The 21589-nt window shown below is 32.4% G+C and carries 22 protein-coding genes; 5 read left to right on the top strand and 17 right to left on the bottom strand.

What is annotated here, in order from left to right:
- Positions 1-8: 8 nt before the first annotated feature.
- The 3 genes from CHAB381_RS02085 to CHAB381_RS02075 are packed head-to-tail and all read right to left on the bottom strand — an operon-like array spanning position 9 to position 2192.
- Positions 9-749: a transporter substrate-binding domain-containing protein gene (locus CHAB381_RS02085; RefSeq protein WP_012108313.1), complete on the bottom strand. Its 741-nt coding sequence runs from the start codon at positions 747-749 to the stop codon at positions 9-11.
- A 14-nt stretch (positions 750-763) separates the two neighbouring features.
- Complete coding sequence (locus CHAB381_RS02080) at positions 764-1492, bottom strand: amino acid ABC transporter ATP-binding protein (RefSeq protein WP_012108312.1); 729 nt, start codon at positions 1490-1492, stop codon at positions 764-766.
- Positions 1485-2192, bottom strand: coding sequence for an amino acid ABC transporter permease (locus CHAB381_RS02075; protein WP_012108311.1), 708 nt, complete (start codon positions 2190-2192; stop codon positions 1485-1487). The genes CHAB381_RS02080 and CHAB381_RS02075 overlap by 8 nt, the downstream gene beginning before the upstream one ends.
- A gap of 117 nt (positions 2193-2309) precedes the next feature.
- On the opposite strand from CHAB381_RS02075, the gene CHAB381_RS02070 reads away from it, so the two are divergent.
- Together CHAB381_RS02070 and CHAB381_RS02065 are read left to right on the top strand one after the other, a co-directional pair.
- On the top strand, positions 2310-3416 hold the full coding sequence (locus CHAB381_RS02070) for an ATP-binding protein (RefSeq protein WP_012108310.1): 1107 nt from the start codon (positions 2310-2312) through the stop codon (positions 3414-3416).
- A gap of 6 nt (positions 3417-3422) precedes the next feature.
- Positions 3423-3980: a ribonuclease HII gene (locus tag CHAB381_RS02065; protein WP_012108309.1), complete on the top strand. Its 558-nt coding sequence runs from the start codon at positions 3423-3425 to the stop codon at positions 3978-3980.
- A 346-nt stretch (positions 3981-4326) separates the two neighbouring features.
- Here CHAB381_RS02065 and CHAB381_RS02060 read toward each other — a convergent pair whose 3' ends face one another.
- The 6 genes from CHAB381_RS02060 to CHAB381_RS02030 form a co-directional block, all read right to left on the bottom strand.
- Positions 4327-4839 carry a hypothetical protein gene (locus CHAB381_RS02060; protein ID WP_012108307.1) on the bottom strand — a complete coding sequence of 171 codons (513 nt, stop codon included), beginning with the start codon at positions 4837-4839 and terminating at the stop codon, positions 4327-4329.
- A gap of 142 nt (positions 4840-4981) precedes the next feature.
- Complete coding sequence (locus tag CHAB381_RS02055) at positions 4982-5659, bottom strand: anaerobic ribonucleoside-triphosphate reductase activating protein (protein WP_012108306.1); 678 nt, start codon at positions 5657-5659, stop codon at positions 4982-4984.
- Between the two features lie 103 nt (positions 5660-5762).
- Positions 5763-8444, bottom strand: a complete 2682-nt coding sequence (locus CHAB381_RS02050; protein ID WP_012108305.1) for a ribonucleoside triphosphate reductase — start codon at positions 8442-8444, stop codon at positions 5763-5765.
- A gap of 305 nt (positions 8445-8749) precedes the next feature.
- Positions 8750-9313, bottom strand: coding sequence for a formate dehydrogenase FDH3 subunit beta (gene fdh3B, locus CHAB381_RS02045; protein ID WP_012108304.1), 564 nt, complete (start codon positions 9311-9313; stop codon positions 8750-8752).
- Between the two features lie 10 nt (positions 9314-9323).
- Positions 9324-12236 (bottom strand): molybdopterin-dependent oxidoreductase, encoded by a 2913-nt coding sequence (locus CHAB381_RS02040; RefSeq protein WP_223429401.1) that lies wholly within the window; start codon positions 12234-12236, stop codon positions 9324-9326.
- Positions 12237-12247: 11 nt separating this feature from the next.
- Complete coding sequence (locus tag CHAB381_RS02030; RefSeq protein WP_012108303.1) at positions 12248-12442, bottom strand: twin-arginine translocation signal domain-containing protein; 195 nt, start codon at positions 12440-12442, stop codon at positions 12248-12250.
- Between the two features lie 151 nt (positions 12443-12593).
- On the opposite strand from CHAB381_RS02030, the gene CHAB381_RS02025 reads away from it, so the two are divergent.
- On the top strand, positions 12594-13868 hold the full coding sequence (locus tag CHAB381_RS02025; RefSeq protein WP_041570456.1) for a ComEC/Rec2 family competence protein: 1275 nt from the start codon (positions 12594-12596) through the stop codon (positions 13866-13868).
- On the opposite strand, the gene CHAB381_RS02020 is transcribed toward CHAB381_RS02025, so the two are convergent.
- The 4 genes from CHAB381_RS02020 to CHAB381_RS02005 are packed head-to-tail and all read right to left on the bottom strand — an operon-like array spanning position 13797 to position 18126.
- Entirely contained in the window at positions 13797-14645 is an 849-nt protein-coding gene (locus CHAB381_RS02020) for a YihY family inner membrane protein (protein ID WP_041570455.1), read from the bottom strand. The two genes, CHAB381_RS02025 and CHAB381_RS02020, sit on opposite strands and share 72 nt — an antisense overlap.
- Positions 14642-15652, bottom strand: coding sequence for an alanine racemase (locus tag CHAB381_RS02015; protein ID WP_012108301.1), 1011 nt, complete (start codon positions 15650-15652; stop codon positions 14642-14644). Before CHAB381_RS02015 ends, CHAB381_RS02020 begins: the two co-directional genes overlap by 4 nt.
- Complete coding sequence (locus CHAB381_RS08610) at positions 15645-16757, bottom strand: Wzz/FepE/Etk N-terminal domain-containing protein (protein ID WP_012108300.1); 1113 nt, start codon at positions 16755-16757, stop codon at positions 15645-15647. Before CHAB381_RS08610 ends, CHAB381_RS02015 begins: the two co-directional genes overlap by 8 nt.
- Positions 16744-18126, bottom strand: a complete 1383-nt coding sequence (locus CHAB381_RS02005; protein ID WP_012108299.1) for a phosphomannomutase/phosphoglucomutase — start codon at positions 18124-18126, stop codon at positions 16744-16746. Before CHAB381_RS02005 ends, CHAB381_RS08610 begins: the two co-directional genes overlap by 14 nt.
- A gap of 88 nt (positions 18127-18214) precedes the next feature.
- Between CHAB381_RS02005 and CHAB381_RS02000 the strand changes: the two genes are divergently transcribed.
- Entirely contained in the window at positions 18215-18895 is a 681-nt protein-coding gene (locus CHAB381_RS02000; RefSeq protein ID WP_012108298.1) for a tetratricopeptide repeat protein, read from the top strand.
- Positions 18892-19461, top strand: a complete 570-nt coding sequence (locus CHAB381_RS01995; RefSeq protein ID WP_041570454.1) for a thioredoxin domain-containing protein — start codon at positions 18892-18894, stop codon at positions 19459-19461. Before CHAB381_RS02000 ends, CHAB381_RS01995 begins: the two co-directional genes overlap by 4 nt.
- 140 nt (positions 19462-19601) lie before the next feature.
- Here CHAB381_RS01995 and CHAB381_RS09110 read toward each other — a convergent pair whose 3' ends face one another.
- The 4 genes from CHAB381_RS09110 to CHAB381_RS08400 form a co-directional block, all read right to left on the bottom strand.
- Positions 19602-19724, bottom strand: coding sequence for a hypothetical protein (locus CHAB381_RS09110; protein WP_012108296.1), 123 nt, complete (start codon positions 19722-19724; stop codon positions 19602-19604).
- A 13-nt stretch (positions 19725-19737) separates the two neighbouring features.
- Positions 19738-19866, bottom strand: a complete 129-nt coding sequence (locus CHAB381_RS09105; protein ID WP_256594196.1) for a hypothetical protein — start codon at positions 19864-19866, stop codon at positions 19738-19740.
- A 597-nt stretch (positions 19867-20463) separates the two neighbouring features.
- The gene (locus tag CHAB381_RS01985; protein WP_012108294.1) at positions 20464-21123 is read right to left on the bottom strand and encodes a 16S rRNA (uracil(1498)-N(3))-methyltransferase; all 660 of its coding nucleotides are present in this window, start codon (positions 21121-21123) and stop codon (positions 20464-20466) included.
- A gap of 1 nt (position 21124) precedes the next feature.
- Positions 21125-21532 carry a hypothetical protein gene (locus CHAB381_RS08400; protein ID WP_012108293.1) on the bottom strand — a complete coding sequence of 136 codons (408 nt, stop codon included), beginning with the start codon at positions 21530-21532 and terminating at the stop codon, positions 21125-21127.
- Positions 21533-21589 lie beyond the last annotated feature (57 nt).

Genomic DNA, 21589 nt, shown 5'->3' with positions numbered 1-21589 from the left:
TTTATGCCTTATTTTAAATCGTATTTTTCTAAAATTTTATCAAAAGTGCCGTCTTTTTTCATATTTTCAATTTCAACATTTATCTTTTCTATGAGATCCGGATATTTATTTTTGTCAAACGCCAAAGAGAAACCTTCACTTCCGTCAGGAACTTTCGCAAATTCAACCAAATCCGGATTTTTCTTCAAATAACTGTATCCGATTGAACTATCTACAAGCACGGCATCGACTTTTTTATTTTTTAAAGACATTATCGCTACAAAAATATCTTCGCTTGCGCTAACATCAACGCCATTTAATTCTTTTGCCGCCATCTCTTGCACTGTTCCAAGTTGCACACCGATTTTTTTACCGTTTAAATCATCTATTTTTGTGATATCTGTGCTATCTTTGCATTTCAAAAACAAATTTTCAGTGAAATAATAAGCATTAGAAAAATCAACCGCTTTTTTTCTGGCCGGAGTCGCGCTCATAGCAGCTGCCGCGATATCGATTTTTCCTGATTTTAAAGCAGGAATAAGTCCGTCAAAACTCATATTTAAAACTTCATATTTAAAACCGATTCGTTTGCTGAGTTCAGCCATAAGATCAAAATCAAAACCCGTAACTTCCGATTTGTCGTCCAAAAACTCAAATGGCGGATATGTAGCATTTGTGCCCACTATTAGAGTATCTTTTGTAAAATCTTTCGCGTTTGCAAAAGTAAAAATCAGCATAAAGCAACTTAAAATTTTAAAAAATTTTTTCATTTTCAATCCTTTCATCAGTGATTTAAAATTTTATTTAAAAACTCTTTTAATCTCGTATTTTGCGGATTTTCAAAAACATTTTTCGGCGTATCGTCAACTGCGATTTTGCCCTTTTCCATGAAAAATATGCGGTTTGCGACATTTCTTGCAAATCCCATTTCATGCGTTACAACAAGCATTGTAAGACCGTCTCTTGCGACATCTTTCATCAAAGTCAGCACTTCTCCTATCATTTCAGGATCAAGAGCTGATGTAGGCTCATCAAATAAAATAACATCAGGATTCATCATTAAGCTTCTTGCTATTGCAATTCTTTGTTTTTGACCGCCTGAAAGTTTGTGTGGAAAATAATTTATTTTATCCAGCAACCCTACTCTTTCAAGTAAACTTTCGGCTTTTTTATAAGCTTCTTTGTGCGTCAAAATACCGGTCATTATAGGAGCCAAAGTTAAATTTTCAAGCACATTTTTATTTGCAAAAAGATTGAAATGTTGAAAAACCATACCAACTTTTTGACGAACTTTATTTATATCTGTTTTTTTATTTGTTATATCTTCGCCGTTTATGATTATTTTACCGCCATCAGGAATTTCCAGTAAATTCAAACAGCGTAAAAATGTGCTTTTTCCACCGCCGCTTGGACCTATAATGGCTACAATATTTCCGTTATGAATTTTTTTTGATATATTATCTAAAACTAAAAGAGACCCGTAACTTTTAGTTAAATTTTGAATTTCAATCATTTCTGTTCAGCCTTTTTTCAAGTAATTTTACCAAAAGCGTAAAAAATTTTACACTCACATAATAAATAACAGCAGCGAAAAGTATCGGCTGAACCGTATATAACGTCGCCTGCAAACTTTTTGAAAAAAACGTAAGATCGGTAATTGCCACCATTCCAACAACTGAAGTTTCTTTAAAAAGGCTTATAAATTCGTTCGCCAAAGCGGGTAGGATATTTTTTATAGCTTGCGGAAAAACAATCTTTCTCATCGAAGTTGTATAATTCAAACCCATCGCACGCGCAGCTTCCATTTGACCTTTATCTATACTGTTTATACCGCTTCGCACTATTTCAGCTACATAAGCCGAGCTGTTTAAACCGAGTGCAAAAACCGCAGCCGCAATATTGTTCGTCCAACTTGCAAAAATAACAAAAACAAAAATCATAAGTTGAATTACAATCGGAGTTCCACGAATGATATCAATATATTCATCGATTATAAAATTTAAAATTTTAAAATTTGCAAATTTTAAAAACGCCAAAATAAAACCCAAAAAAATACCTATACTTGTTCCGCCAATCGTAAGAATCATCGTAATGCCGTAACTTTTACAATAATTTTTTATCTGTGCATCCGTAATATCTGTCGGATAAGTATAATAAATCGCTATCAAAACAATGGCTATAAAAAATAAAAATTTGAAAATTTTGAAATACAAGGCGCTACCTTAATTTAAAAAATTGAACTTTAAAGCATACTAAAATTTCACTTAAAAAATACTATAAAAATAAAAATTTTTATTTCCTTTTAATAAGGAAAATTTTATAATAATTTTATGGAAATTTTAGAGTATTTTTACGAAAACAAACCGGAAATTTTAAAATTTTATAACCGCAAAACGGAACTTGAAAATGGACGCACGATATTATATGGTGCAATCGGAAGCGGCAAAAGCTATATAATGATAAACAAACTTTTAGAATTTGAAAATGATGAAATTTTATATATTAATTTTGCCGATTTTCGCGTAAATGTAAGTGAAATTTTGAAAGATTTGGATAAATTTTTACAAAAAAATTCGCAAATTTCAGTCTTGGGACTTGATAATTTGAATGAAATTCTAAATGATGAAATCGAAATTTTAGATAAAATTTTAAAAATCCGTAAAATAGAAAATATTTTTATTACGACACGCCTTAAAAATTTAAATTTTAAAAATTTTACACAACTGGAAATTTTTCCTTTAAGTTTTGAAGAATTTATTTTATTTGACAGAAGAAATGATGTGAATGCGGCATTTTCTACATTTTTACAACGTGGAAACAGCGCAAAAAATGCATTTTTACAAAATTTTCAAATCATACAAAATGAGCAAATCGGCATAAAATCGTCATTTAGACAAAATGAAATAGAAATTTTGAAAGCGATTTCAAAATATAACGGCGAAATTTTAAGTATAAATAAAATTTATACGGAATTAAAAGAAAAATTCAAAATTTCAAAAGATAGCGTATATGGCGCGATATACAGATTTGAAAATGAAAATATAATAAATTTCATACCGAAATTTAATGACTTTAAAGCTGCAAAAAAAATATATTTTTCTAATTTCAATTTCGGTGAAATTTTCAGTTTAAAAAAAGACTTCCATAAAAAATTTGCAAATGCCGTATATTGCGAACTTAGAGCCATACAACTTGGAGAAATTTTTTACAATAAGGATTTTGATTTTTTAATTCCAAAGCGAAATATGGCTTTTTTGATAATTCCATTCAGTGCAAGCGATATTGTATTTTTACGTTTTAAAAAATTAATTAATACATGTAAATCGCTAAAAATTATACGCGTAAATGTCATAAGTATGGCAAACAGCGGCACAATGGAAATAGAAGGCATAAAATGCGAAGTAGTGCCGTTTTATGAATTTGCACTCGGTCTGTGAGAAACAATGAAAATTTGCGGAATTGATGAAGCAGGAAGAGGACCGCTTGCGGGACCTTTACATATAGCAGGATGTATTTTAAATAAGCAAATTGAAGGACTTAAAGACAGTAAAAAATTAAGTGAGAAAAGACGCGAAATTTTATATGAAGAAATTATAAAAAACTCGACTTATAAAATTGTCAAATTTTCTGCAGCACAAATTGACAAATTCGGGCTTAGCAAATGTTTAAAACTCGGACTTAATGAGCTTGTGGATTTTTTTGCGCCGTTTGAAGTTAAAATAATTTTTGACGGCAATTCAAAATTCGGTGCCGAAGGTTTTGAGACGATGGTAAAAGCCGATGATAAAATCAAAGAAGTCTCGGCGGCAAGTATTTTAGCAAAAGTAAGCCGTGATCGCGTAATGCGAAATTTTGACATAAAATTTCCATTTTATGATTTTGCAAAAAACAAAGGTTACGGAAGTAAAGCTCATATAGAAGCAATACAAAAATACGGATACTGCGAAATTCATCGCAAAAGCTTTCATTTAAAGCATTTGCAAGGAATTTTGGAATTTTAAAAAATTTTAAAATTCCAAGTTTAAGATAGAATAAAAAATAACGCCGCAAAAAATAAAAATATTTTTACCAAACGGCGAGCAAAGTTTAAAAGAATTTTTAAAATAATCGTATTTTTGCATTTTATGAAATATTTAAATGCATTTGAAAAACATAAATTTGTCGCAATTAAAGGTATTTATCACTTTTTTAAAAGTGATAAAAGTTTAAAATTCTAACCTGAAATAAGTAAAAATTTAATCTCTTTAGTATCAGTTTTTTATTGGAAATAAAAGCTGCCAAAATAAAAATTTACGCTTTAACTTTAAAATTCAACTAAATAAATTTTTGTATAAAATTTAATCCGAACTAAGAAATTTCAATATTTTCAATCTCTATTTCCGTTTTTTGCGATAAGTTTTCCAAAATTTCAGCGGTTTGAGAATTTTTAGGTAAAACCATATGAAAATTTTTTCCAAATGCCAAAATAAAATTTGACCCCGTACAAACAAGCCTATTCAGCTCATTTATACCGAACTTTTCACTCTCTTTTTCGCCGCCGAAAATCACCTCATCGTTTAAAACATTAAAACCCATCTCAACGCTTGAAGCAGGTAAACTTTCACTGTCAGCCAAATGGCGAATTAACATTTTTTTATAAAATCTTGGAAAAATCACAAGCCATAAAATACCCAAAATAGCAGAAGTTATGCTTAAAACAGGTGCAAGTTTCGTAAGAGCGTCAAGCACAATGCCGACTAAAATAAACTCAAAAGGTATTAAATAAAAACTGGTTATTTTTTGCTTTTTTGCCATTTTGCTATGAAGCAGCATAAATTTTTTTAAAACTTCAACATCTTTATTTGTGATAGTTACTTTCATTTTTATCCTTTTTTTGCAGTTATTTTAGCATTTCAGGACTTAAAATTTCTCATTTAAACCTGAATTTTAAATTACTTGATTTTAATTAAGCAAAATTTAAAAAACAAAAATATCGGGAAATGCGTATTTTATTACTTTTAAATTAAAAATTTCTCAGTTTTATTTTGATATTTGATTTTATTTTTGCCGGATCAAATTTTATTTTCGGTGCTTTTAGATTACCGAAATTTTCATTAGTAACATAGAAATTTTGCAAACAGTATTCGCCTTTGTAGCCGTAATTTTCTAAAATTCCAGCCATTTTTGAAATTTCCGTTTCGTTTAAAAAATTACTATGAATTGTCGTTCTGACTTCAAATTTCACGCCGCTTTTCACCAAAATTTTAAGGCTTTTTATAAAATTTTCATAACCGTTTGTTTTTGTAATTTTAAAAAATTTTTCGTTTCCGGCTTTAAAATCAAGCGAAATAAAATCCGCCAAATTTCTTTTTAAAATTTCAGCCAAAATATCAGGATTTGAGCCGTTCGTATCGATTTTGTTTAAAAAACCGAGATTTTTTACACATTTCAAAATTTCTAAAATTTCATGGCAATTCGTGCATTCGCCGCCGCTAAAAACAACAGCGTCAAGCTTATTTCGGCGCATTTTTAAAAACTCATACAAATCATCGGCGCCGAATTTTCCGTTTGTCGCCGAAACGATTTTTGTGTTATAGCAATAAACGCAACGCATATTGCATCCGCAAAACCATACAACGGCTGAAATTTTACCTTCAAAATCAACTATCGAAAATGGCGTAATATCAAAAATAGGCTTCATTATTTACTCCAAAATTGTGCCATATAAACATCTGAATTTTTATTGCTGACATTAATCGGATTTTACAAAAAACTTTATTACTTATAAAAATTTCACCGCAAAACTATTTCGTATCAAAATAAATGCGCTCTTTATGTTCGCCGATTTTGCCCGTATTAAAACTTTCAATCGGACGATAATATCCCATAACACGCGTATAGACCATACATCTGCTTTTTTTGTTTTCCTGTTCGCAAACAGGACAGAACTCGTGCTCTCCGGCGATATATCCGTGCTCATGACAAACGCTGAAAATCGGTGTAATCGTAATATAAGGCAAACGATAATTTTCCACAATTTTTCGCACTAAATTCGCACAAATATTACCGTTTTGAATTTTTTCTTTCATATAAAGATGAAAAACCGTTCCTCCTGTATAGCTGTTTTGAAGTTCGTCCTGCAAATCAAGCGCCAAAAATACGTCGTCCGTGAAATTAGCAGGCAGTTGCGTAGAATTTGTATAATATATATTTTCGCCGAAGCCTGCTTGAATAATATCTTTAAATCGCTTTTTATCCTCTTTTGCGAAGCGATACGTTGTACCTTCGGCGGGCGTTGCTTCAAGATTATATAAATTTCCGGTTCGTTCCTGAAAATATTTAATTTTTTCGCGCAAAAACTCTATAATTTTAGTAGCAAATTTCCGTCCGAAAGGCGTAGCTATATTTTCCTTATCGTCCGTAAAATTTTTAATCATCTCATTTGCGCCGTTAATACCGATTGTGCTGAAATGATTGTTGAAATTCCTTAAATATCGTTTAGTATAAGGATAAAGCCCGCGCTCAAACATCTTAGTTATAAACTTACGCTTTTTTTCCAAAGTGCCGCTTGCAAGCTCACAAAGTTCATTAAGTCTTGCAAAAAGTGCATCTTCATCATTTTTATACAAATAACCAAGACGCGCCAAATTTATTGTAACCACGCCAATGGATCCGGTCATTTCGGCACTTCCGAAAAGACCTCCGCCACGTTTTAAAAGCTCTCTTAAATCAAGTTGAAGTCTACAACACATTGAGCGAACGGCTCCAGGTTTATAAGCTTTCGGATTTGAAACCTTTTTGCCGTTTTTGTCAATCATATACTGTGAGCCGATAAAATTTTGAAAATAACTTGATCCTACTTTTGCAGTATTTTCGAAAATAGCCTTGGCGGCGGCACTTCGCCAATCAAAATTTTCAGTTAAATTTACGGTTGGAATCGGAAAAGTAAATGGTTGGCCGCACTTATCGCCGCGCGTTAAAATTTCATAAAATGCTATTACAATTCTTTGCATCTCAGGTTCAAAATCGCCGTAAGTAAGCTCTGTAAGTGAATTTTTACCACGCTTTTTGGCTTCTTTTAAAAGCTCATCATCTTTAAAATTTTTAAAAATATGTTCGTTTTCCACAGTAGGAATTTGCGTTTTCAAATCATCCGGGCAAGTAAGATCGACTGTTACATTTGTAAATGGACTTTGCCCCCAACGCGCAGGCACATTTAGATTATAGACAAAACTTTCAATTGCCGATTTTATCTGCTCGTCAGTGAGTTTATCCTTAAAAACATAAGGTGCAAGATATGTATCAAAACTTGAAAATGCCTGAGCTCCCGCCCATTCGCTTTGTAAAATTCCCAAAAAATTCGCCATTTGATAAAGCGCGGAATAAAAATGCCTCGGCGCTTTGCTTTCGACACGTCCGCGAACGCCATTAAAGCCTTCATTTAACAAAACTCGCAAACTCCAACCTGCACAATATCCGCTAAGACAATCTAAATCATGGATATGATAATCACCATTTCTGTGCGCCGCACCCTCTTCTTTATTATAAACACTGTCAAGCCAAAAATTTGCCACGACTTTTCCGGCTGTATTATTGATGAGCCCGGCATTTGAATAGCTTGTATTTGAGTTTGCGCTAATTCGCCAGTCTATTTTATTTATATATTCGTTTATCGTTTGCGTTGAGTTTATGTAAGTAGTATCGTCATTTAAGCCCAAAATATGCTCTCTTTGCAACTTGTGCGTGTGGCGATAAAGCATAAAACTTTTTAAAACCTTAAAATTTCCGCTTTTAAAAAGTTCTTTTTCAATCATATCCTGAATATCTTCAACCGAAATTTTACACGAAATTTCAGTTTTTTCATTCTTTAAATTTTGATTTTTATCATTTATCTGTTCTAAATTTTCAAATTTTATAAAATTTTGCGTTTTTCCACTTGAATTTTGCGCGCTTTCATTATACTTTGCGAAATTTTTTTCTTTTAAGGTCAGGTTTGAAATTTCATCATTTTGTAAAATTATAGAACTGTTTTTAATGTCGGTTTCTTTGAAAAAATCAGATTTTAAATTTTGATTTTCAGATAAATTTTCATTTGAAACTTTTTTTAAATTTTGTGTGTTTTTATCATTTGATATTTTAATTTCGCCGTTTTTATTTTGGATTGTTTCATCATTTTGAGAAATTTCATTTTCATTTTTTTCAGATAAATTTTGGTTATTTTTTCTATTATCTCCTAAATTATCAGCTAAATTTTGAAATTTTTCATTTTTGTATTTTTTATTTGAAATTTCTAAATTTTGCTTTCTTTCGGTGTTGTTCGCATCTAAATTTTGCTCATCGTCAAGTATAATTCTAGATATAATGGCTTGATAAATTTTATCATCAAAAACATAATTTTCACTTTCAAAAGCCTTTTTTATCGCATCTTGTATCTTAAAAGGCATAAAATTTTCTAGACTTCCATCTCTTTTAATAATTTTTATCATATCGTAACTCCAAAAATTTTTGGCATTATAACAATATAAACTTAAATTTGTAGAAAACCTAAAAATTATATTTTTTATATTTTCAATTTAAATTTTATAAAGAATAAAATAGCTGTTTTTTTATTTGGAATGATAGAATATTTTTATAATATTTGGTTTTGTCGCTTTCCGATACAAGCGGTCTTTTAAGTAAATTGCAAAAATTTTAAATTTTAAAAAGCGTTATTTTTTAAATTTTGTGTTGAATGAATTTATATTTTAAAAAAATATTCCGTATAAAGTGAGTGCTTTATACGGAATTTCGATTATTTATTAGTGGTGAAATTATTTTTTAGCATTACTCTTTTTCTGATAATGTTTGAAACTTCTATCTCATCGCCGACTAAAAGCGCATTTGTAGAGCAAATGGCTGCACACATCGGCACTTTGCCTTCTGCAATTCTATTTTGTCCGTAAAGCTCACGCTCTTCTTTTGAGTTTGTCTCTTCGGGACCGCCTGCACACATTGTGCATTTATCCATTTCGCCTTTTATTCCGAAAGCGCCGTCTCTTGGGAATTGTGGCGCACCGAAAGGACAGGCATATAAACAATATCCGCAACCTATACATTTTTTCTTATCATGCAAAACAATACCGTCAGCACGAATATAAAAGCATTTTACAGGACAAACCTGCGCGCAAGGCGCATCTGTGCAGTGTTGGCATGCAAGCGTGCTAGAATACTCTTTTCCAGGAACTCCTTCATTTAAAATAATTACTTTCCTGCGATTTATTCCGACTGGTACTTCGTGCGCCGAACTGCATGCGACCTGACATCCATAGCATGCGATACATCTACTGTTATCAACGTAAAATTTCATTCTTGCCATAGTTGTCTCCTTACGCTTTTTCTATTTGGCAAAGGCCTGCGTTAAACTCGGCTATTTGCGTAACTATATCAAAGCCGTAATTTGTAACTATATTTGACGGCTCACCGATAATATAAGGCTTAGTGCCTTCCGGATAACGATCACTTAAATCCACGCCTTGGAAAATTCCGGCAAAATTGTAAGGCAAACAAATACGATCATCACTGACAGATTCTGAATAAATACATTTGACTTTTATTTTTGTGCCTTGAGGCGATTTTATCCACATCATTTCACCGTCATTTATACCGTAAGATGAAGCAAGTTTAGGATTTACATGTGCAAACATTTCAGGAGTAATGGCTGAGAGATATTTGCTGGTTCTTTCTATCATTCCGGCACCGCTTAAATTTACAAGGCGCATTGAACTTATAATCACAGGAAAATCTTTGCTCCAATCCTCTTTTTGTTGTTCACTTTTAAATTTTACGCTTACACGGAAATTTTTAGCCTGATCATCAAATGTAGGATATTTCTTTACCAAATCTAGGCGTGGAGAGTGGATTGGCTCTCTGTGATGAGGAATTTGATCTGCGAATTCCCATACTTTTACTCTTGCTCTTGCATTTCCATAAGGGCAAATTCCGGCTTCTCTGCATTTTTCAGCAATAAGTCCGCTATAATCGGTACTCCAGCTGCCACCCATTTTTGCTTTTTCTTCATCGCTAAGTTTGATACCTAAAATTTCTTCTATGTTTTCTTTTGTAATTTGAGCGTAACCTCCTTTTACTTTTGAACCTGGAAGCGTAATTGAAGCATCTGCAAGTTGTGAAACGCCATCATGTTCTAAACCGAAGCGGTTTCTAAAACCCATACCGCCTTCTGCATAAGGCGTATTTATATCATAAAGAATAGGAGTTCCAGGGTGTTTTTCATCCCAGCAAGGCCACGGAAGTCCATAGTATTCGCCCTCAACAGGACCTCGTCCTTTAAGAGTTAACGGATCGAAATTTTGCCAGTTTTCTTGATGTTTTCTAAGTCTAGCGGCGGTTCTTCCATTGTTTCCTATACTTTGAGTATTTCTTGCTATCTCATCAGTGGCATCATCAGGCCATTTGAAATCGTCTTTGATTTGTTTTAGTTCGTGATTTACGATTCCCATTTTCATACCGCGCACATATTCGTCATAAAAACCGAATTTTTTCGCGAATAAAAACATAACTTCCTGATCTTCTTTGCTTTCATAAAGAGGTTTAATAACTTGTGTTCGCCATTGCGCCGAACGGTTTGTAGCCGTTACATAACCTTCCGTTTCAAATTGCGTACAGACAGGAAGTACATAAATTCCGTCTTTTCTATCGCTCATAATAGCGACTTCATTTAAAAACGGTTCGGCAATTACAATCATATCAAGCTTTTCAAGTGCTTCTTTGATTTCCACTTGTTGCGACATAGAAGTAATTCCGGTTCCTTGAACCCAAAGCACGCGCAAATTTCCGCTTGAAAACACATCTTCTTTTTTATTTACACCTTGCCACCATTTAGCAAGTGAAAAACCTTTTTCATTTCGCCAAGTGCGATCTTCGGGTGCTTTTTCATTATAATAAAAATACTCTTTGAAATTTGTACCTTCAACATTTTCGCCAAGCTTTTCTCTTTTTTCTTTTGTAGAAACAGCGAAACGTTTTATGAATTTTTCATAATCGACGCCCCAACCTTCACAAAAATGCTTCCACGCGCCATCTTTTATACCGTAATATCCTGGAAGACTATCTGCCAAACAGTTCATATCGGTCGAACCTTGAACATTATCGTGTCCTCTTATGATATTACATCCTCCGCCTTTTACGCCCATATTTCCTAAAACAAGTTGCAAAATTGATAAAATTCTGGTATTTGAACTTCCAATCGAGTGTTGTGTGATTCCAAGAGCCCAAAATAAAGTGGCAGGTTTTGTAGTGGCAAATACTCTTGTAAATTCTTCAAGCTCTTCTACCGTACAGCCGGTTACATTCGCAGTTTCTTCAGGCGTCCATTTTTCAGCCTCTTTTCTTATCTCATCAACAGCATAACTTTGCTTTTCAATAACTTCCTTATCTTCCCAACCGTTTTTGAAAATAATATGTAAAGCGCCGTAAATAAAGGCTATATCGGTTCCAGGTCTTATTCTTATATACATATCGGCTTTTGCAGCAGTTCTTGTATAAACAGGATCCACAACAATAATTTTTGCACCGTTTCTATCTCTTGCTTGAAGCGCATGCTTCATTCCGCCGACAGGATTTGCAACGGCTGAATTAGCACCTATAAAAAGTAAAACTTTCGAGTTTGCAGTTACATCACCGAAGTGATTTGTCATCGCGCCATAACCCCATGTATTCGCCACACCGGCGACTGTTGCGCTATGTCAAATGCGTGCTACGTGATCTATATTATTTGTGCCCCAAAAAGCGGCGAATTTGCGAAAATAGTAGGCTTGTTCGTTATTGAATTTCGCAGAACCTAAAAATTCCACGCTGTCAGGACCATCTTTAGCTCTTACTTCAAGCATTTTTGCTGAAATTTCATCTACTGCCTGATCCCAACTTATACGCTCCCATTTGCCATTTACTTTTTTTAACGGATATTTTAAGCGCATTTTTGATTTTGTAAGATCGATTTGATCTATTCCTTTACAGCAATGACTTCCTTGCGAAAAAGGATGATCTATTGCCATATCCTGTCTAATCCAAGTATTGCTTGCTTCATCGACTTCAGCGATAACTCCGCAACCTGCCGAACAAATTGAACAGATTGTTTTTTTCTTCACTGAGTTTGGAAACGGATTTTTTATCTCATCCGGTGAAGCATCACGTAAAATTTCGTCATTTCCAAAAACGCTTACAGAACCTGCAGCGGTTCCAAGAGCAGCGAGTTTTAGAAAAGATCTTCTACCTATACTCATCCGTAACCTCCTTAATAAACTATTTTGTAGTATTTTTCCCACGCTTCACTTTTATAGTAAAGCACCTCTTTTTTCTTTGAGTTGCCACTTGTTATATTTTGGCTTTTTTCTTTATTATTCGCCAAAAGTGAAGTAGCACCTACCGCACTTGCTGCGGTTCCTATTTTAAGGGCTTTCCTTAAAAAATTTCTACGAGTTTCCTGCATAGGCACTCCTTTATAAAAATTATCATCAATGATAACATAATTATTAAAACATTTTGATTAAAATCCATAATTTTGTCAGGTTTTATAAAATTACAACCTTATTTTTAAAAATTTTATAAACTTGTTAAAATAAATTTAATAAAATTTAAAAATGAGACAGATAGAACTTTTTTCTTCCAAAGTCCAATTTAGTGTATTTATTGGCATTATTTTAATGATTTTGGCAGCTAATTTAACTTATCATTATTATGATTTTAAAAATTTCAAAGCCGAACCTACACGAATTTTAAATGCTAAAATTTTACAAGCTTATGAAAAAATAAATAAAAAAGGAAAAATTTACAAAGTTATCAAACTTAAAACAAACAGTTTTGAATTTTATACAACGAGCAGAAAATACGTGAATTTACGTGCAGATCAAAACGTAGAAATCGGTGTTTTTACAAAAAACGTAAAATTTAAAGATTATCTCAGCAAAAGATTTTATATGCCGAATTTTAAAATTTCACCGTCTTCAAACGCTTCAAAAAAAGCCGGAATTTTTACAAATTTCAAAGAAAAAATGATAAATTTTATCGTCTCTCAACACGAAAATGAAAAAATGAGAGAATTTTATTCTACGCTGTATTTCGCAACAGATATGTCAAAAGAACTTCGCGCAAATGTCACAAACTGGGGAATTGCTCACATCGTTTCAATTAGCGGATTTCACATAGGAATAATTTTCAGTTTTATTTTTATTACGCTTTTGCCGATTTATCGCTTTTTTCAAAACCGATATTTTCCGTATAGAAGCGCTAAAATCGACATTACAAATATGATTATGATTTTTTTGCTGATTTATCTTTTTGTACTTGACTTTACGCCGAGTTTTTTGCGATCTCTTGCGATGTGTGCTGTTGGATACTTTTTTGTTCTTAGAAATTTAAAAATCGTAAATTTTATGACACTTTTTCTTGCGATTTTTTTGCTTGTTGCGATTTTTCCAAGCCTTGCTTTTTCGTTAGGATTTTATTTTTCAAGCCTTGGCGTGCTTTTTATTTTTATTTTTTTACACCATTTTTGGAAAAATTTCGGCGTCATAACAGCGACCGTTTTACTGAATATTTATGTATTTTTATGTATGAATGTGCCGGTGTATTATTTTTTTCCTATAATTACAGCACAGCAAATATCGGTCATTCCTCTTGGATATGTTTTTATAGTTTTTTATCCTTTAAGTGTAATACTGCATTTATTAGGATTTGGCGGAATTTTAGATGAAGCAATGCTGAATTTTTTAAATTTCGCTTTACCGAATTATCAAACAGATATTCCGTTTTTGATATTTTTAACGGCAAATATTTGCGCCATTTTAGGCGTTCGCTACCGTTTTTTTGCTGTTTTGTGTGCTATTTTCGGTATTTTGCCTATCTTTTTTATCTAAAAATACGCAAACTTTTACGCCGTAAAGAAAAATAATCCAACTGATATAAACCCATACGAAAAAAAATAAAAGCACGGAAAAAGAGCCGTAAATGCTAAGATAAGTCTTGCTGTATAACGCGTATTGCACAAACAGAATTTTTGAAATATTCCAAAAAATACTTGCGATAAACGATGACAAAATTATATTTCTTGTTTTAGTTTCAAGATTTATAGAGATAGAATAAACAACGGCAAAAATCGCCCAAACAATTATATAAGGAAAAATTGAGAGCAAATTTATCCATTTTGTAAAATCGTTCGAATCTAATAAATTTTGTAAAATTCCACTTATATAAAAACTGAGTCCAAGCCCCAAAGGCGCCAAAGTTATAAGCGTCCAATAACTGCTGAGTGAGCGGAAAAAACCGCGTTTTTCGGCTCCTGTAATTTTAGAAATAATATTTTCAAAATCCAAAAAAAACATAAGAGATGTAAAAACTACAGCAACAAGCCCTGTAATGCCAAGACTTACGCTATTTTGCAAAAACTGCTCGATATAATTCGCAAATGTGTCCTGATTTGTCGGAAGAAGATTTGAAAAGATAAATTGTTTAATTCTTTCATAATATTTCTCAAAACTGGGCATTTGCGTGAAAATAGATAAAGACAGCATTAAAATTGGAAGTAAAGATAAAATCGTGTGAAAACTTAAGCTTGCTGCATAACCGCTTAAATTTTCATCATAGATGTTTAAAATTTCCCTTACATTTTTAAAACTCTGTTTTATCTTTTTCATTTTACGGTTCGTTTGATATTCGCTGAAAGTTTTACTAAAATTTCATATTCGATAGTGTTAAAAAATCTTGCCCAAACTCTTGCGTCGTCAAAAACGCAAACGCGTTCGCCCGCGTCTTTTGAAGCGAAACTGTCCATTGACATTTTGCCTAGAATTTTTTCATTGTTTCCAAGCCTTAAATCACCTTTTCCATTGTATCTTAAAAGTCCGTCACCGTAACCTAAATCGTAAGTTGAGATTAAAATGTCGCAAGGCGCTTCAAAAACACCGCCGTATCCAACTCTCTCACCTTTTTTTAACAAACGCGAACTTATGCGATCCGCATAAAGCGATAAAACGGGCTTTAAACCTAAAATTTCGCTAAATTGAAAATAACCGAATTGTGCCATTCCAACCCTTGCAAAATCGTCGCTGAATTCTTCGCTTCGCTCAATCGCGGCAGAATTACATGAGTGAAAAACCACATTAAATCCTAAATTTTTACATTTTTTTTGCGCAGAAATTTTAAAATTTCGCCAATTTTCACGTTGAACGAAAAAATCGCTTCCGATTTCATCACTGGCTCTGAAATGCGTATAAAATCCACCTAAATTTAGATGATTTTCACGAACCAATCTTAAAGCATCGTCAAGTTGCTCAGGTAAAATTCCGTTTCTATGCATTAAAGTATCAACGCTGATATGCACTTTGCTGCCATTTTTTATTTTTGAAAAATGACTCATATCGTTGATTGCGTATGAAAAATCAGGTTTTTCACAGCCTGTAGGAATATGTGAAAGAATTAAAATTTCATCATAAAATTCGGCAATTTGCTCCGCTTCCATTTCACTTTTGACGACAGCTTTTTTTATTCCGAATTCTCTTGCGATGCCTGCTATTTGCGCGCTTCCATGGCCATAAGAATTATCTTTTGCAATCAACATTATCTTTTCTTTTCCGCCAAGTTTTTGAGAGATTTTTGTTAAATTGCTCAAAAATGCACTCTTATCAAGTAAAATTTCAGACATCCAGTTTAACCCCATAAGCTTTATAGATAAAAGGTAGAATTTTTCTTACCTTATAATCAAACGCAAAAAATTTCTCATATAGTTTTTTCATTTTTTCATCATCTTTGAAATCATAAGCGTCGCAATTCGGAATTTTTTCTATATTTTCATCCAAAAATTTATAAAATTCTGCTCTTTTATCTATTAAATTTTGTAAAATCTGTTCCACTTCTTGCGAACTTGTTTCTATTTTTTCTGGCATGTCCAATTCTCTTCTTTTTTTCATAAAATCGGCAAATAACACCCAAAATACGCCGACCATCGCGCCTGCTAATAATGCTACCGCCAAAATTATGAGCTTTTTCGGTTTTTCAGGATGTTTGCTTGTTATGATTTGAGAAACTACGCTTGTATTTTTATAATTAAACGGCTCTAAAGTAAGCTCTATAACAGATTTTTGGCCTAAAAGTGTATTTTTAAGTTCAATTTTTTGTATATCGGTAAGTTCTTTAAGTTCTTTTTGTAAAGCGGATAAAATATCATTTAATGCGCCTGCTTTTTGCATTTGTAAATTTTGTTCAACATTGTTGATTTGATTTTCGGTTTCACCCATTTTATCGTTTTGTAAAACTTTTATCTGATCTTCTATGTTTGCCAGTTTTACTTTTTGACTGCTTATATAACCGTCAATAATCTTATTGTGTTCATCTGAAACACTTTGTATCATCTCATCTATCATTTTAACGGCTTTTTCATTACTCTTACCGAGAACTTCTATACTGAAAAATTTATTGTTATTTTTGATTTCATTTACTGATTTTACATAAACATCTTTACCTTCTACATCTTTTAGCAAATCAATATAACGAGTTTTCAGTTTTTCTATAATATTTTTTGGTTCTTCAAGCATAACATTTTTTACGACCCCGTTTTCATTTGTATTATAGTAACCTACTTCTACAAGTGCGCTAGCTTTATACCATGGCGTAGCGATCAATGTGTATAAAATTCCGACAACTAAAAATACAACCGTTATTACTATAATTTTGATTTTACCGTTCCAAAGCGTGGCAAAAAGTTCAACAAGATCTATTTCATCGTCTTTATAAATTTCATTTTCCTTCATTTTCTTCCTTTTTTAAAATTTCCATAAATTTTTCTTGTAGTAAATCTCTAAAAGCCGCACTATCGGCTTCAAATCTGGTAACAATTACAGGCGTTGTATTACTTGCTCTGACAAGAGCCCAACCGTGATCGAATTTTATTCGAATACCATCTATTGTAATAATTTCCTTGATTTTCGGCAAACCTTCCACACCGTTTTTTACGCGATTTTTGACATTTTCTATGATGGAGAATTTTTTCTCATCGGTAGTGTGAAATTTCACTTCATCAGTGCTATACATTTTCGGTAATTTTTCTATTTCATCATCAAGTGAAATGCCTTTTTGAATAAGTTCAAGCACTCTTACCATCGCATAAATCGCATCATCAAATCCGAAATATCTCTCTTTAAAATATATATGCCCGCTAACTTCGGCTCCAAGATCGTATCCATGCTCTTTTATAGCTTTTTTTATATTCGAATGTCCTGTTTTTCCCATAAAACTTTTGCCGATTTTATCGATAAAATCATACATTACAGACGAGCATTTCACTTCGCCTAAAATTTTCGGATTTTTCATATTCAAAGCAAAAAGGCAGGCAAGTTCGTCGCCTTTAAAATTGTGTTTTTTAGTCAAAACGGCGATTCTGTCAGCATCTCCGTCAAAACCGAATCCAAGAGCGAAATTTTCATCTCTTATCACTTTTTTAAGATCCGTTAAATTTTTTTCTTCGCTCGGATCCGGATGATGATTTGGAAAATTTCCATCAGGTGTTTCAAACATAAATTTTGCATTTAAGTTTAATGCTTTGCAAATTCGCTCAGCCGTAATTCCACCAACCCCGTTTGCAAAGTCGCAAACAAACGGAAAATCAAAGTTTTTAAGATGAGAAAATTCTTTTTCAAAAAAACCTACATAAGGCGTTAAAATATCGTATTTTTCGCATTTTACATTAAAATTTATTTTTTTAAAATTTTTGCTGTTGCCTAAAAATTCTACAACTTCTTTGCCGAATTTTTTAAGCTCTTCGCCAAAAAAACTGTCATCGCCTATTGTGATTTTAAAACCGTTGTATTCTTTTGGATTGTGTGAACCGGAAATCATTATATTTGCGTCGAATTTATGCGTAAAAACACTGAAATATCCAACCGGCGTAGGAAGCATACCGATATCGAAAACATCACAACCGGCACTTTTTAAACCGCCTGCAAGCCATGAAAAAAGCGCGTCTTTACTGACTCTTGCGTCCGTTCCTACGCTTACACTTTTTAAATTTCTTTTTTTTAGCTCCAGACCGAGTATATAACCGATCGCGCTCACGCTGTTTTTGGTAAGCTCTTCGCCAAAAATTCCTCTTATATCGTATTCTCTAAAAATTTGTTCTATCATTTTTGCCTCGTTTTAAACTGATAATTTTACATAAAATGAGCTTAAAATTTAAATTTTATCGCTAAAATTTACAAAAAAAGGACAAAAAATGCAAAAAATAAACAGATTAATAGGCGAAAATAAACTTGATGAAGCACTTGATTTGGCGCTTGATAAATTAGATAAATTGAATTTTGATTTCAAACGGTTCGCAGGCGAAATTTCACCTGAAATTTTAGAAATTCTACGCCTTATTTCCATAATTTACTACTCTAAAAAAGAAATAATGAATTCAACTGAAATTTTACTTAAAACAAACAATCTTACAAAACAAAAATTTAAAAACGAGCCTGAAATTTACGCTGAAATTTATGCGGACATAAATAACGATTTGGCGCTGAATTTTAAAATTTTAAAAGATTATGCTTCGGCTTTAAAATTTTTTGAAATTTCAAGTTTTGTGAAAAAAAATCTCGGCGCTGATTTTATCGGAGAATACGCAGCAAGTCTAAGTGAAATAGCCGAAATTTACGCAATTAAAAAAGATTACAAAAAAGCATGCGAAACATATGAGAAAATTTTGGAAATCTGCAAGCGAAATTTTAATCAAAACCAAACTGATTGGGCTGAATTTTACGCACAAAATTTATTTTATCATTCCGTGGCGATGTTCTATAACGGCGCGGAATTTAAAAATTTTTTAAATAAATCGATTGAAATTTCCAAAAATTTTAAATTATCAACTGCAAAACAGGAAAAATTTTTGGAATTTTTAAAGGTGCAAAAGTGAGAAAAATTTTAATTTTTTTAACGATTTTGTGTATATTTTTCGGTTGCGGAAATTCAAATAATGATGAAACTTTAGGAGAACCGACAAATTCGGCATTTCGCGCAGGAGAAAAAGTGGAGCTGAAAAGTGTAAGCGGCGCAAAAATAACACTAGTTCGCCAAAAAAACGGGTGGAAAATCGCAGGAAGTGACAAAACACTTATTTTCGATATTTTCGGAACTTATTGCAATTCCTGCAAAGATGAAGCAAAAAACATTATGAATTTACAACTCAAACACGCAAATGACGTGCAAATCGTAGCTTTGATATATTATGAAGATGTAAGCGACGAACATATTTTGCAAAATTTCTGCGCGCGCCACAATGCGTATTATTTTATCTCAAATGACGCAAGAAACGGACAAATCGTAGAATCAATCGCAAATGATATCGGTTATGAAGCGGATAAAATCGCGCTTCCGTTTAAGGTGATTTTAAAAAACGGAGAATATAAAACGCTTGGAAACGGTAAAAAATATTATCTTGGAAGCGTAGCTACGGAAAAAATCGAAAACGATTTAAATTAAAATATAAAATTTTATAAATTTAAAACTGTTATGCCGAAATTTCAAATTAAAGTTGCAAAATTTACGCAATTTTATGCACAAAACAAAAATTTACGCAGGCGCGATACGACAGCTGCCGAAATTTCGGCAAATTTTTTATTTTAATGAAATGAAAAATTTAATAACTCTTTTGCAGCTTTAAAAAACAGTCGCTTTTTTGTCTGCTCTATAGCGTTTATAGCGCCGTTTGCGTCCGTTGTAATTTTTATTTTCAGTTCCTGCATTTATAATCCTTTGCTATAATTGCGAAAAAACAAAAGGGGCGAAAAATGTTTTTTCAATCAGGAATTTTTGCAGCTTTGCTGTTATGCCCGCTTGTGCTTTATATTTTCGGATATTTAAAAACCGCTTTTGCGCTGTTTTCATCTTTTTTCCTTATCGTAACTTTATGTTTCTTTTTTAAAATCGGCACTTTTTTTCCTATTCTACTTTTCGGCTTTTTTATAACTTGCTTGCAGAAGTTTAAAAATTTAAATAATTTCTGAATTTTTGTAAAATCTAATAAAAATTATTCAAAATTTGCGTTATATAAACTCTGCACGCTATTTAAATAAAATTTCCGATTTATTTAGTGAAAACGCAAAAAAATTATAAAGCTGTCTTAATTTTAAACTTTATCGAAAGCTGAAATTTGGCGCAAACAGAAATTTCAGTATAAAAAAAGATTTTTAAAAAATTTTTACGCAAAAAATAGCAATATTTATCAGAATAAAGCTTTTCACAAAACTGACTTGTTTAAATTATCGCAAGTTTTTTTAAAGCTATTATTGAAATAAATGTTTTTCACAAACTTTATGTCGGGCGAAGCGAGCGATACCGCGTTTGCTATAATTTATTAAAATAAAATTTCACACAAATCAATCGCGGCAAATGAATTTAAGTCTTATATAACAGCGATTAACATAAAAGTTTTGCGCAAACATAAGTAGTTTGATAGCGCAAGACGAGCGCTGAATGTAGAAATCAAAATAAAAGTTTCGCGCAAACGCTTAAAATCGCTGTATTTGAGCGAAGTATATAAGGCGAGTTTATGGCATATGAATTTTTAAAAAGCTTTCTTTCACGTTCGCTAAAACCGCCCTCCGGTCCAACAAAAGCAATTTCATCATTGCCGAAAATCTCCAAACTTTTGCCGCCAAAGTCAATAAGTGAGATTTTATCTTGAAATTTTTTTGAAAGTTCGTCGGAAGAGTTTAAAATTTCGATTTCTAAAATTGAATTACGACCGCATTGCTGCGATGAATTAATAAGAATTCTCTCCATTCTTTTTAAATCAGGTTTTATATTTTTTTGCGAAAAATCACTATAAACTAAAATCACTTTGCCGATTCCAATTTCATTTAATGAAGGTAGAGTTTTTTCGATAACGGCGTTTTCCACGACAGCCCACGCCACCGTAAAATCAGGTGTTTTTTCTATAACGGAATTTTTAAAAATAAGTTCACAAAGTGCTTCTTTGCGCGAAATTTCCATAATTTCATAAATGTAATTAAACCCGTCTTTTAAATTTCTGACATCGATCCGCTCACCTGCCTTAAGACGGCGCGCTTTTAAATGTGAAAACTGCTCGTTTGTTATTTTGAGTTGCTCATTTCCCGCCGTTTCATCATAAAAATATACCATTTTACACCACGCTCGAAATTAAAATACACATTAAAATAACGGCTAAAATTTTAGCCGCTTTAATGCGGTATTTTTGAAAATCATCTTTTATATACGCCATTTTCAGGGCTTTATAAGCTTTTACATTAAGTATTATAAAAATAACTGAGCTAAAAAGCATAACCAAAATATCAGCTTTCGGCAAAAAATGAAGTGCAGCCCAGTTAAAAGCTCCGGTTACACAAATAGCAGCAAAAAATGCGTAATAAATCGGCAAAAGCAGACGAATGCGATTTGTAAATTTTATCTTTTGTTTTTTTGTGGCGCCTACAGGCAAAAATATAAAAATCAGATACACAAAACTTAAAATAGTAAGCGCGTATGTAAAAAATTTGTGCAAATTTAAAGAAAGTTCGTAAGTTTCAGCCATTTCGCGCCTTTTTTGTAAATTTTAAAATAAACATTTTGCCAAAAAACACTCAATTTT

The organism is Campylobacter hominis ATCC BAA-381, assembly GCF_000017585.1.
GTDB lineage: Bacteria > Campylobacterota > Campylobacteria > Campylobacterales > Campylobacteraceae > Campylobacter_B > Campylobacter_B hominis.
The sequence above is the reverse complement of the archived record's forward strand: the minus strand, read 5'-3'. Positions and strand labels throughout refer to the sequence as shown.